The 12,712-nt window shown below is 37.3% G+C and carries 9 protein-coding genes; 7 read left to right on the top strand and 2 right to left on the bottom strand.

Annotated elements, in window-relative coordinates; translation table 11 throughout:
- Positions 1-4: 4 nt before the first annotated feature.
- Positions 5-1,825 (top strand): cbb3-type cytochrome c oxidase subunit I, encoded by a 1,821-nt coding sequence (locus KG732_RS02805; protein WP_213520862.1) that lies wholly within the window; start codon positions 5-7, stop codon positions 1,823-1,825.
- 74 nt (positions 1,826-1,899) lie between these two features.
- Here the strand turns inward: KG732_RS02805 and KG732_RS02800 are convergent, their stop codons facing one another.
- Positions 1,900-2,406, bottom strand: a complete 507-nt coding sequence (locus tag KG732_RS02800; protein ID WP_213520861.1) for a peroxiredoxin-like family protein — start codon at positions 2,404-2,406, stop codon at positions 1,900-1,902.
- A gap of 229 nt (positions 2,407-2,635) precedes the next feature.
- On the opposite strand from KG732_RS02800, the gene ruvB reads away from it, so the two are divergent.
- On the top strand, positions 2,636-3,664 hold the full coding sequence (ruvB, locus tag KG732_RS02795) for a Holliday junction branch migration DNA helicase RuvB (RefSeq protein WP_213520860.1): 1,029 nt from the start codon (positions 2,636-2,638) through the stop codon (positions 3,662-3,664).
- The gene (locus KG732_RS02790; RefSeq protein ID WP_213520859.1) at positions 3,664-5,007 is read left to right on the top strand and encodes a cytochrome P450; all 1,344 of its coding nucleotides are present in this window, start codon (positions 3,664-3,666) and stop codon (positions 5,005-5,007) included. The genes ruvB and KG732_RS02790 overlap by 1 nt, the downstream gene beginning before the upstream one ends.
- 57 nt (positions 5,008-5,064) lie before the next feature.
- Here KG732_RS02790 and KG732_RS02785 read toward each other — a convergent pair whose 3' ends face one another.
- Positions 5,065-6,093 (bottom strand): LacI family DNA-binding transcriptional regulator, encoded by a 1,029-nt coding sequence (locus KG732_RS02785; RefSeq protein WP_213520858.1) that lies wholly within the window; start codon positions 6,091-6,093, stop codon positions 5,065-5,067.
- A 168-nt stretch (positions 6,094-6,261) separates the two neighbouring features.
- Here KG732_RS02785 and KG732_RS02780 point away from each other — a divergent pair, with 168 nt between their 5' ends.
- The 4 genes from KG732_RS02780 to KG732_RS02765 all read left to right on the top strand — a co-directional run bounded on the left by KG732_RS02780 (position 6,262) and on the right by KG732_RS02765 (position 12,513).
- Positions 6,262-8,877, top strand: a complete 2,616-nt coding sequence (locus KG732_RS02780) for a TonB-dependent receptor (RefSeq protein ID WP_213520857.1) — start codon at positions 6,262-6,264, stop codon at positions 8,875-8,877.
- 222 nt (positions 8,878-9,099) lie between these two features.
- On the top strand, positions 9,100-10,410 hold the full coding sequence (locus KG732_RS02775) for an MFS transporter (protein ID WP_213520856.1): 1,311 nt from the start codon (positions 9,100-9,102) through the stop codon (positions 10,408-10,410).
- Positions 10,400-11,578, top strand: a complete 1,179-nt coding sequence (locus tag KG732_RS02770) for a glycoside hydrolase 100 family protein (RefSeq protein ID WP_213520855.1) — start codon at positions 10,400-10,402, stop codon at positions 11,576-11,578. Before KG732_RS02775 ends, KG732_RS02770 begins: the two co-directional genes overlap by 11 nt.
- Positions 11,578-12,513: a PfkB family carbohydrate kinase gene (locus tag KG732_RS02765; RefSeq protein ID WP_213520854.1), complete on the top strand. Its 936-nt coding sequence runs from the start codon at positions 11,578-11,580 to the stop codon at positions 12,511-12,513. Before KG732_RS02770 ends, KG732_RS02765 begins: the two co-directional genes overlap by 1 nt.
- Positions 12,514-12,712 lie beyond the last annotated feature (199 nt).

Raw genomic sequence — 12,712 nt, 5'->3', positions numbered from 1 at the left:
AATTATGGGACAAGCTATCGCTGTTACTGCAGATCAAGGACACGAGGATGGACACCACCATCACAAAGAAACCTTTGTTACTAAATATATTTTCTCTCAAGATCACAAGATGATTGCAAAGCAATACTTGATCACGGGTCTTATTATGGGAGCCATAGGTATTGCTATGTCGGTACTTATGAGAATGCAATTGGCAAACCCTGGCGAGCCGAGCATGGTATTTCAAGCATTATTAGGTAAGTGGGCTCCTGATGGAGTCATGGATCCTAATATGTACCTTGCCTTAGTTACTATACATGGTACGATCATGGTGTTCTTTGTGCTTACCGCTGGATTGAGTGGTACTTTTTCTAACTTTTTGATACCATTACAAATTGGTGCACGTGATATGGCATCCGGATTCCTTAATATGGTGTCTTATTGGTTGTTCTTTATTTCAGCAACCATCATGATAGGATCGTTGTTTGTAGAATTAGGACCTGCGGCTGCGGGATGGACTATTTATCCGCCATTAAGTGCGCTCCCTCAAGCCATGGGTGGTTCTGGACTGGGAATGACCCTATGGCTGGTTTCTATGGCAATCTTTATTGCATCTTCCTTACTGGGTTCCTTAAATTACATTGTTACTGTCATTAACTTAAGAACCAAGGGAATGTCGATGACGCGTCTTCCATTAACGATTTGGGCATTTTTTGTAACAGCAATCATTGGAGTTGTTTCTTTCCCGGTACTTTTATCAGCAGCATTACTGTTGATCATGGATAGAAGCTTTGGAACTTCTTTCTTCTTATCAGACATTTATATTAAAGGTGAAGTACTCGCACATCAAGGGGGTTCTCCGGTTCTTTTTGAGCATTTATTCTGGTTTTTAGGTCATCCAGAAGTGTACATCGTCTTACTACCAGCATTAGGAATTACCTCTGAGGTGATTGCAACCAACTCACGTAAACCAATTTTTGGATATCGTGCGATGATTGCATCTATTTTAGCCATTGCTTTCTTATCTACTATCGTATGGGGACATCATATGTTTGTATCAGGTATGAATCCGTTCCTTGGATCTGTCTTTACTTTTACAACCCTCTTAATTGCTATTCCTTCAGCGGTAAAAGCTTTTAATTATATCACTACCCTCTGGAAAGGTAATCTACAGATGAATCCAGGAATGTTATTCTCCATAGGACTGGTTTCTACGTTTATTACAGGGGGGCTTACAGGTATTATCTTAGGTGATAGTACGCTAGATATCAATGTACATGATACGTATTTTGTAGTAGCTCACTTCCACTTGGTAATGGGTATTTCAGCGTTATATGGGTTGTTTGCTGGTGTGTATCATTGGTTCCCAAAAATGTTCAATCGCATGATGAACAAAAGCTTGGGATATGTACACTTTTGGTTAACTGCCATAGGGGCATATGGAGTATTCTTCCCAATGCATTTTGTAGGTATGGCTGGTCTACCAAGGCGTTACTATACCAATACTAACTTCCCGTACTTCGATGATTTAGCAGATACCAATCAATTGATTACTTATTTTGCTATAGCAACTGCTTTTGCGCAACTGTTCTTCGTTTACAATTTTGTAAAGTCCATATTTTACGGTAAGAAAGCACCTGCAAACCCGTGGAGTTCTAATACATTAGAATGGACAACAGGCGATAAACACATACACGGGAACTGGGACGGACCTATTCCTACTGTTTACAGATGGCCTTACGATTACAGTAAGTTGAATGAAGATGGAGACTACGTGATCGCTGGACAAGATTATGTACCTCAACACATTCCTATTCAGAAGGGTGAAGAGGAAATGAATCATTAGATAAAAAAGGGGATTATAAAATCAAAAATGCCGCTCTAAGAGCGGCATTTTTGATTTTATATATATAAGAAATATCAAGCCTCTCCTCGTGCAGGATAATCATTATTTTCTATATAATCTACTGCCTGTATCACATCATCTATTTTAGGTCGAGTAAAAGGCATGGTTTGTACAGACGAGAAGTATAAGCTTTGGTCAGCTTTTATTAAAAACATTCCTGGTTCAGAAAATAACTCTGGTTCCTTTTCATTAATTCCCTTGGAAAGGTACAGTCCCCATTCTTTGGCTTGTTCTTTTGTAAGTCCATAACCAATAGGTAACTCTGCTATATTCCACTCTTTTCCACTCTTTTTAGCCTTCTCTTCACTATCCATACTGATTCCTATCACGTGTATTCCTCTTTCTATGAGTCGGCTGATATTATCGGTTACTTCCTCTAATTGCTTTCTGCAAACAGGGCAATGGTACCCTCTATAAAATAGGATAAGGGTGTATTTCTCTGCTTCTTGCTTTTTTAAGGACCAATTGGTGTTATTGATTAGGGATAACTCTAATTGAGGTGTTTTTTCTCTTGGTTTCATTTTTTATTTCAATATACAATACTATAGTGCTTGACCTTCACAAGGTCTTATTAAAACTCGCAACGCTTTTACATCAATTTGTTATTATAGGTCATTTATAAAAAAAATGGGTGTTGGTATTTCGCTTTCGCGAAAGCGAAACAGTTATCATAACTCCTATATTACAATAGGTACCTACTTATTATAAAAATATTACAACTCACTGCCTATTGAGTAGTATCTTTGAGATATGAATGAAAATCTTGATCCTAGCGGCGACCATTTTTCCAATGAGGAAAACGACTTAGACAGAGCTTTAAGGCCGTTGTCTTTTGATGATTTTGCGGGGCAAGATCAAGTGTTAGAAAACTTAAAGATTTTTGTTGCTGCGGCTAATGGTAGGGAAGAAGCACTGGATCATACGCTTTTTCATGGCCCCCCTGGACTTGGTAAAACAACTTTGGCACATATTCTTGCTAACGAGCTAGGTGTAGGGATAAAGGTCACTTCTGGACCTGTATTAGATAAGCCAGGAGACCTTGCGGGATTGCTTACTAACCTAGACGAACGCGATGTGCTTTTTATAGATGAGATCCATCGATTAAGTCCTATTGTAGAAGAGTATCTATACAGTGCGATGGAGGATTATAAGATCGATATCATGATTGAGACCGGTCCCAATGCCCGAACGGTACAAATCAATCTGGCTCCGTTTACCTTAATCGGCGCTACTACGAGATCAGGATTACTTACAGCGCCTATGAGAGCCAGGTTTGGTATCGCTTCTAGATTGCAATACTATAACACTGAAATACTTTCTACTATAGTTATTAGAAGTGCAGAGATACTGAATGTTCCTATAGATCACGACGCGGCGATTGAGATTGCTGGTCGCAGTCGTGGTACTCCACGTATTGCAAATGCATTATTGAGACGAGTGAGAGATTTTGCCCAAATCAAAGGTAATGGAACTATAGACATGCCTATAGCAAAATATGCCCTAGAGGCATTAAACGTGGATGCGCATGGTCTCGACGAGATGGACAATAAAATTCTTACGACCATTATCGATAAATTCAAAGGTGGCCCAGTAGGTATTACGACCCTGTCCACCGCAGTCTCAGAAAGTGCCGAAACGATTGAAGAAGTATACGAGCCCTTCCTGATACAACAAGGTTTTATTATTAGAACTCCTAGAGGGCGTGAGGTGACTGAACACGCCTATAAGCACTTAGGCAGAGTGAAAGGAAGTAGTATGGGGGGGTTGTTTAATCAATAATGAGAAAAATAGAACAAATACCGGCGCTTACATTTCTAGCAAAATCCAGACAGATTTATAAAAACCCACTGCCATTTCATAGAGAAAATTTTCAAAAGTACGGCAATACCTTTAAAATAAGTCCAAAGCCAGGCTTGATGATTCACTTTACTTGTGACGAAAAAATCACTCAGCACATACTTCAAAAAAACCAAAAAAACTTCAATAAATCCACTTTACAAACTGAAGATCTTGGAAAATACATAGGTCACGGCTTACTAACAGAGAACGGGGAAAAATGGCGTGCAAATCGCAAGCTGATACAGCCAGCCTTTTATAAAAAATCAATTTCGTCTCTGATGAGAACCATGGACGAAGTCATTCAAGAAGAATTTAGCAAAATCAAAACGGATGAAGCGATTGATGTTTATGAGGTCTTTAATGACCTTGCATTTAAGGTAGTCGCTAGAAGCCTCTTTGATTTAGCCGACATTGATGACTTAGAGGAGAAAATTTTTAGACTTCAATTCATTACCGAGAAAGCACAAAAAATGCTCATCAAAGAATTGAGAATTCCATGGATGAAATGGTACTTTGATAGAGCATGGCTTTCTGGAGAAAACAGTGTGCCGCATGCTTTAGAGCTTATTGAAGAAGCTCGTGAGATTCTTAGAAACATCATCAACAACCGCAGGTCCAGCGATAGAGAACCTGGAGACCTTCTCGATATGTTATTGCACAGCACCTATGAAGATGGTTCTTACATGGAAGACGACCAGTTGGTCGATGAGATATTGGTATTGTTTATTGCGGGTCATGAAACCACAGCAAATGCGCTGAGTTTTGCAGCGCAGCTGCTCGCCCATCATCCAGAAACTATCGCTAAAGCCAATAAAGAGATCAGCCATCTGGATAATAAAGATCTCATGACCGGTTTAATGCAGATGCCTTACATCAAACAATGCGTAGATGAAACCTTGAGAATGTATCCACCCGCTTATGTCACCGATCGTGTGGCCATAGCCGCAGACAGCTGTGAAGATATAGCAATTGCAAAGGGCAGCATCTGGCTGATTTCCTTTTATGAAATGCATCGCAGGAAAGATCTCTGGGAAGATCCAGAGGGTTTTAATCCAGATCGTTTTGCGCCGGACAAGGCTAAAGCATACAGAGATTTTTATTTTCCCTTTGGTGCGGGTCCTCGCATGTGCGTAGGGAATAATTTTGCCGTTTTTGAAATGATTCTCGTTATCGCCAGAATGTTAGAGCGTTTTGAAATTACTCCGGTCCATGATTCTATCGATTACCACCCGTTGATTACTTTAAAGCCTCGGGGTGCCGATTTGATCTTCAGTAAAAAATAGCTAGATTAAATAGTCGATAGCATTTCGTTTGTTATTGTCAGAAACATGCTAAGCGATTTATATTTTAGTAGACTCCCGTTGTATTAATTTGGTTTTTAAAACTATTTGTTTAAAATCTATAGGTTCATTCTTTTTTATCGACTGAATCTCTTTGTACAATTGTTTAAAAGCCTCTTTTCCCATTTTAAAGCCTGGTTGCTTAATCGTAGATAAGGAAGGAGAAATGATGGATGACACGAACCAATTACTAAAACCTACTATGGCAATCTCTTCGGGTATTTTTACACCAGCCTTTTTGAATTCTGAGATAGCTCCTATTGCAACTAGGTCGGTATTGATAAATATCCCGTCTACATCCTTATGTTGCTCCAGTAGTAAACGTGTATTTTTTTGTCCCTCTTCAAAACTTTTTTCATCACATTCACAGATGTATACTAAAGAGGGATCATAAGCAATTCCATTATCAAAAAGTGCTTTTCGATACCCGAGAAATCTATCTATAGAATTTTGTGGAAGTAGGGAACCTCTAAAATGTGCAATACGTTTACAACCTATATCAATAAGATGCTTAGTCGCCTCATAAGCTGCCTTTCTATCATCGATGATCACTTTCGAGCAATTCACGATCTTCGCAATTTTATCAAACATTACTAATGGCTTGCCTGAACTAATAACATCTGTTAAATGTTTGAAATCTACGGTATCATTTGCAAGAGATATAATAATTCCATCCACCCTTTGGTTCATTAAAAGATCAATTTGTTTTTTTTCTAGTTCATAGGATTCGTTAGACTGCAGGATAACAACTAAATAACCTTTTTTTTCTGCTTGAGCGATAATGCCTTTAATTACATTTGAAAAGAAGTGGTGCACAATCACTGGAATAATGAGACCTATTGTCTTCGACTCGTTAGTCCTAAGGTTAACTGCAAAGGTATTGGGCTTATAATTGAGAGTGGAAGCTAGCTCTCTCACTTGTGCCTTGGTTTTAGGACTTACATCGGGATAGTCTTTAAGTGCTTTGGAGACCGTGGTGATTGAAATATTCAGTTGGTCAGCAATTTCTCTTAAAGTAACAGGTTTCATAACGTAATTTTTAATAATGGCAATGCTAAAATACGTAAAATACTAAGAACGAAAAGGTTTTCGGTATTATCGAAAACGTTTTCGTTAAAATTAAATCTTCAATAATGAGAACTAGTTTTACTTTGGTCCTCAGTAACCAACTTTTTATATTAACTAAATTTTACTCAGATGAATATTACCAAAATTACGTGGAGTTTGATACTCACAATTTTATTTGCAGTTACCACGGTGGTCGCACAGTCTACTATTTCTGGAACTATTAAAGACGCACAAGGTGAAACTGTTTTAGGCGTAAATGTTGTTTTAAAAGGTACTGAAAAGGGTGCCGTTACAGATTTTGATGGAAATTATACACTTACCAATGTTTTGGATGGTGAATACACTCTAGTAGCTTCTAGCTTAGGATATGACAAGTCCTATCAAAAAATAATCGTTAAAGGATCTGATCTAACAGTAAATTTTTTGATTAAAGAAAATGCAGAGTCTCTAGAAGCGATTATTGTAACCGGTGTTTCTAATCCTAAGGCTAAGATTGAATCTAGCGTATCGGTAACTACTTTGAGAACAGAAACAATAGCACAGTCGGCTCCTAGAACAACTGCTGAAATCTTTAGAACTATTCCTGGAATACGTTCAGAATCCTCAGGTGGTGAAGGTAACTCTAACATATCTGTAAGAGGTGTGCCTATTTCGTCCGGAGGTTCTAAGTATGTTCAAATACAAGAAGATGGGTTACCAGTTCTTTTATATGGAGACATGTCTTTTGCTACTGCAGATATTTTTACAAGATTTGATGCAAATGTTTCTCGTATAGAAGCTATACGTGGGGGATCTGCTTCCACACAAACATCTAATGCTCCTGGTGGAATCATCAATATAATTACTAAAACAGGTAAATCAGAAGGAGGAATGATAGGTACTACTTTTGGTGCTAACTATGATTCTTTCAGAACTGATTTTGCTTACGGAACCGAAATTGCAGATAAATTATATATGCATGCTGGAGGTTTTTACAGAGTAGGTGAAGGAATTAGGGATGCTGGTTTTACAGCTAATAATGGGGGTCAATTTAAGTTGAGCTTAATGAAGCAATTTGAGAAAGGATCGGTTAGAGTTTATGCCAAATATTTAAATGATAGAGCTATTGCCTATTTACCAGCTCCTATTCAAGTTTCGGGAACTAATTCTAATCCTACTTGGGAAAATGCTCCTAACTTTGATGCTACAACAGGTTCCTTGCATACTCCCCATCTTACCCAAACTTTAAGGCTAGGTGCTGATGGGCAGCCTTCAAGGGGAGATGTGACCGATGGGATGCATCCAGTATCAACATCTGTTGGGATATCTGCTAATTTTGATTTAGGAGATGGATATAAAATTTCTAATAATGGAAGGTTCTCTTCAAATAATGGCGCTTTTATTTCTCCATTTCCTTCCCAGATAGGAACGGGAACAGATATAGCAAGTTCTTTTGGCGCTGGATCTACATTACAATTTACGGACGGAACAGCTGTTGCAGGAAATAGTCTCGTAGCTCGTATACATATGTTTGATGTTGAGTTAGAAAATTTTAATAACTTTATGAATGATATTAAACTCTCTAAGTCTTACGATAATTTAGAGGTAACTCTTGGTTATTTTAAATCTATTCAAAATGTTTCAATGAACTGGACTTGGAATTCTTATTTACAAGAAGTACAAGGCGAGAATGCAAGATTGATCAACGCATTTGATGCCTCTAATAATCCTTTGAGTGAAAATGGATTGTATGCCTACGGAACTCCATTCTGGGGTAATCTGGCAAGAAATTACGATACACAATACAATGTTTCTGCTCCTTATTTAAACCTTGCTTTAGAGGCTACAGACAAATTAAATATCGACGCGAGTGTTCGTTTTGACATGGGTAAAGTAGATGGTACGTTTTCAAGCGGTGTTGAGTCTTCAATAGATATCAATAATGATGGGATGATATCTGCTCCTGAGCAAAGTGTATATAGTGTTAACAATGCAGCACCTACTGCAGTAGACTATAATTACGATTATGTTTCTTACTCTTTAGGGTTGAATTATAAACTTCAAGATAGGCAAGCTGTTTTTGCTAGATATAGTAGAGGAGCGTCTGCAAAGGCAGATCGCATTCTATTTTCAGGATTGGATTATCAAAACTCTGATAGAATTAACGCTTTAGATTTTCTTAATCAAGCAGAAATTGGATATAAACAAGGTTTCAATAATGGAGCTTTATATGTAACTGGTTTCTATTCAACAACTACAGAGCAAGCAGGTTTTGAAGCGACTAATCCAGATTTGATCATTGATAACGATTACAAGTCCTTTGGTGTTGAAATAGAAGGTTCTTATCGAATGAATAACTTTACAGTAAGAGGTGCTGTAACTTATACAAAAGCGAGTTTAGAATCAGGTGATAATCAAGGGAATGCTCCAAGGAGACAACCAGATTTTATTTATAACCTAATTCCATCTTATAACTTTGGTGTTAACAAGCAGAACTCTATAGGCCTAAGTTTTATAGGTCAGACCAAAGCTTTTGCACAAGACACTAACGAGTTAATCATGCCTGGTTTTGTAATTGTAAATAGTTTTGTGAATATTGGTATCACTAAGGATCTAAATGCAAACTTATCTGCAAATAATTTGTTTGATACCTTAGGGATTACAGAATCTGAAGAAGGTGCGATCACGGAAGGCCAAAATAATATTTTAAGAGCAAGAGCTTTACCAGGAAGGTCGGTTTCTTTAGGGTTGACCTACCAATTTTAAGACTCATCCTCAAGTCTAGGGCATTTGTTTCGCTTTCAATAAATGGAACTAACCCCTTTTTAAAACGGAGGATCAATGATAACATGGTCTAGATGGAGTTCTTATTATAACAGTAGAATAAAGTTGGCATTATTTTAATAATGCCAATTTTATTTTAACAAACTCTAAATGTGATGGAATTTACAAGAAATTTAAATGATGATTGAAATCAAATAATAAAAAATGTTCGGTAAAATTAAATTAAACTTTTGGCAAATATTGAACATGAATGTGGGGTTTTTTGGTATTCAATATAGTTTTGGTTTGCAACAAAGTGCAGTAACGCCTATTTACGATTTCTTAGGAGCTGCGCCTGATCAAATTCCTATTTTACATCTTGCAGGACCAGTAACTGGACTGATTGTCCAACCTTTAATAGGAGCAATGAGTGATAAAACCTGGTCCCCAAAATTGGGTAGGCGGAAACCCTACTTTCTTATAGGTGCATTATTATGTAGTTTAAGTTTAATATTATTTCCATTTAGTAGTTCTTTGTGGATGGCAGCTGGTCTTTTATGGATTTTAGATGCTGGAAACAATACAGCGATGGAACCCTATAGGGCGCTTATTGCAGATAAATTGATTCCTGAACAACAACCTACAGGATTTCAAATGCAAAGCTTCTTTACCGGTTTAGGTCAGGTACTCGCAAACCTATCTATTTTTATTTTCCCTCTTTTTATTGTGGGTAAAACAGGTTCTTTACCTACTTGGGTATATGCTTCTTTTTTCCTTGGAGCGTTTTGTTCTATTGCGACTATATTATGGAGTATTAGTAAAACAAAAGAAATCCCTCCTACAGTTGAAGAACTCGTTCTATTGAAAAGTAAAAAAAGATCTGTTCTTGGACCTCTTATAGAAATAGCAGCTGCTATTAAAGACATGCCTAAAGTGATGTGGCAACTCGCCTTAGTTTACCTTTTTCAATGGTATGCGTTATTCTGTTACTGGCAAAACTCTTCAAAAAGTGTTGCGCTTTCAGTTTGGAATGCTACACCTTTAACTAATGAAGCTGCCTATGAAGAAGCAGTAAGTTGGACCGCTTTAGTAAATGGATGGTACAACGTAGTTACATTTTTAGTTGCCTTTGCACTTGTAGGGCTTGCAAAAAAGTACAGCCCTAAACTGGTCCACGCGAGCTGTTTATTATTTGCAGCATTAGGGTTCCTTGCCTTCCCTCATATTGCAGACAAAAACTTACTGCTGTTTGCAATAACTGGGTTTGGTATAGGTTGGGCAAGTATGATGGGGATTCCATACTTAATGGTAATTTCAAATATTCCTAAGAAGCGTTATGGAGTTTATATGGGAATCATCAATATGATGATCGTTATACCAATGATTTTTCAAACCCTATCTTTTGGATATATACTAAAAAACTTTTTAGGAAATGATCCTCGCAATGCGGTCACTTTTGCGGGGGTGTTATTAATTTTGGCAGCTATAGCTACCTTGTTTATTTCAACTAAAAAAACAATTATTAATGAGTACTAATTCGTACATACAAGCCATTGAGCTGCTCAGAAAAGCAACGTCAACAGAAGGTTTTCTAGCCAGTGCCTTAGATATCTCAAATTATAAAAGAGTGTGGGCTAGAGATGGAGTTATTTGTGGACTTGCAGCACTTGCATCTGGTGATGAGCAGCTCGTTCATACATTTGAAAAGACTATTAAAACCTTAGCTACTCATCAACATGAGATAGGAACTATTCCTTCTAATGTCGCTTTTAATGGGGATGATGTAGAGGTGAGTTATGGCGGTCTAGCAGGCAGAGTAGATGCCGTTACCTGGTTTATTATTGGAGTTTGTCAACTGGCGTATTACAAACAAGATCATCGTATTATAGAGCGTTATAGATCTTCAATTGAAAAATGCCTATTTCTATTGACGGCTTGGGAGTTTAATAACAAACACTTAATATATGTTCCCTTATCAGGTAATTGGGCCGACGAATATATTACAGACGGTTATGTGTTATACGATCAGCTTTTGAGGTTGTGGGCATTAAAGTCTTATAATCATTTTAAAAAAAGTGATGAAATCAACCAAAAAATAAATAACATACAGGAGCAAATAACCATAAATTATTTGCCAGATTCTAAAGTGGAAAAAATTCATCCTAGAGCCTATGATGCCATGCCTCAAAGGAATTATGTTCCAGCTTCATTTTCTCCATCTGGATATAAGATGCAATTTGACGCATTTGCAAACAGCTTATTTTTAATTTTAGACTTTGGAAGCTCAAAAATCCAGGAAAATATTATCTCTTTCAGTCAGAATGTAGTAAATAATAATAAACTTCAAGTATTGCCAGCCTTCTGGCCACCAGTAATGGAACAAGATGAAGAATGGAGTTTGCTAAAGGATAATTGCAAGTACGACTTTAGGAATTTCCCTTATGAATTCCATAATGGGGGCAGCTGGCCTATGGTAAATGGATTCTATGGAATAGCTCTGAGTAGGAAAGGTTATCACAACGAGGCTCAAAAGTTATTGGAGCAAATCAATTATTTAAATGCTCAAAAAGAGTATTCCTTCTATGAAAATTTTAATACGCTAACAGGAGAGCCTAATGGTGTGCCAAAATGCGCTTGGAGTGCCGCTGCATCAGTCATGTTGCATCAAACATTAAATACTAACTATAAATTTTTAATAGACTAGTGAAGACTATTGACATATTAAGCATCGGAGAAGTATTGATTGACTTTATAGGCCATGAGAAGAACGCCACTATTTTGGATACTAAAAACTATCATCGATTTCTAGGTGGATCCCCTACAAATGTAGCTGTGAATGCCGCTATATTAGGATTGAAATCTGCACTTGTTGCATCCTGTGGTAAAGATGGTTTAGGAGATTATATCATCAAAAAATTGGAAGAGGACAATGTGATTACGTCCCTGATTAATAGAGAATCTAATTTACCTACCTCTATTATATTGGTCTCAAAATCTTCAGAAACACCTGATTTTACAGCCTATAGAGAAGCAGATTGTGTTATTCCAGACACCTTAATTACCAAGAGTTTATTGAACTCTTCAAAGATTTACCACACCACTTGTTTTGCCTTAAGTAAAAATCCAGCTAGGTCTACCATCTTAAAAGGAGCCCAGCAGGCCAGTAAACTAGGATTACAGTTGAGTATTGACCTTAATTACTCAGAAAAAATATGGCCTAATCGCCAAGAGGCCAAAGAGGTTGTAAGAGAATACCTTTCCTATAACCCATTACTTAAGTTGAGTGAAGATGATTGCCATAGGTATTTTAATGCTTATAAAACCGATCAAGAAATTTTTGACTATTTCCACGCCATGGGAGTCTCCACCATTTGTCTTACTAAAGGTAAAGATGGTGTTGCCGTTTCTGATCGTGAGACTGGATTAATTCAACAGGAAGCCATAAAAATTAATGTTATAAATGACGTTACTGGAGCTGGAGATGCTTTTTGGACAGGATTTTTATACGCGCAGATCAACGATAAATCGCTTATGGAATCTATTACAATAGCGCAAAAACTGGCCGCTATAAAGTTACAGAACGTAGGTCGATTGCCTGATATGATAGGGTTAAAAAATATTATTAATGATTTAGTTTAGGCATGCTATTTTTTTTGAAGAAGGAGCTGTGATTGATTTTGCAGTTTTTTATGATGAAAAATAATGAGCCGTTTTACGATCTCGCTTTCGCGAAAGCGGAATTATAAAATAGGTACCTCAATGCATATAGGTTGTAGAAATCAACTTGCAATATTGTGAGGATGGTAAATACTAAACGCCACAATAACCTTACCTTTGT

It is taken from the genome of Nonlabens sp., assembly GCF_018401815.1.
Classification (GTDB): domain Bacteria; phylum Bacteroidota; class Bacteroidia; order Flavobacteriales; family Flavobacteriaceae; genus Nonlabens.
The sequence above is the reverse complement of the archived record's forward strand: the minus strand, read 5'-3'. Positions and strand labels throughout refer to the sequence as shown.

What these genes read in the sequence shown, in the direction of transcription:
- KG732_RS02790 (WP_213520859.1), top strand. Translation starts at nt 3,664, where the DNA reads ATGAGAAAAATAGAACAAATACCGGCGCTTACATTTCTAGCAAAATCC.
- KG732_RS02785 (WP_213520858.1), bottom strand. Translation starts at nt 6,093, where the DNA reads ATGAAACCTGTTACTTTAAGAGAAATTGCTGACCAACTGAATATTTCA.
- KG732_RS02775 (WP_213520856.1), top strand. Translation starts at nt 9,100, where the DNA reads ATGTTCGGTAAAATTAAATTAAACTTTTGGCAAATATTGAACATGAAT.
- KG732_RS02780 (WP_213520857.1), top strand. Translation starts at nt 6,262, where the DNA reads ATGAATATTACCAAAATTACGTGGAGTTTGATACTCACAATTTTATTT.
- KG732_RS02805 (WP_213520862.1), top strand. Translation starts at nt 5, where the DNA reads ATGGGACAAGCTATCGCTGTTACTGCAGATCAAGGACACGAGGATGGA.
- KG732_RS02770 (WP_213520855.1), top strand. Translation starts at nt 10,400, where the DNA reads ATGAGTACTAATTCGTACATACAAGCCATTGAGCTGCTCAGAAAAGCA.
- KG732_RS02800 (WP_213520861.1), bottom strand. Translation starts at nt 2,406, where the DNA reads ATGAAACCAAGAGAAAAAACACCTCAATTAGAGTTATCCCTAATCAAT.
- ruvB (WP_213520860.1), top strand. Translation starts at nt 2,636, where the DNA reads ATGAATGAAAATCTTGATCCTAGCGGCGACCATTTTTCCAATGAGGAA.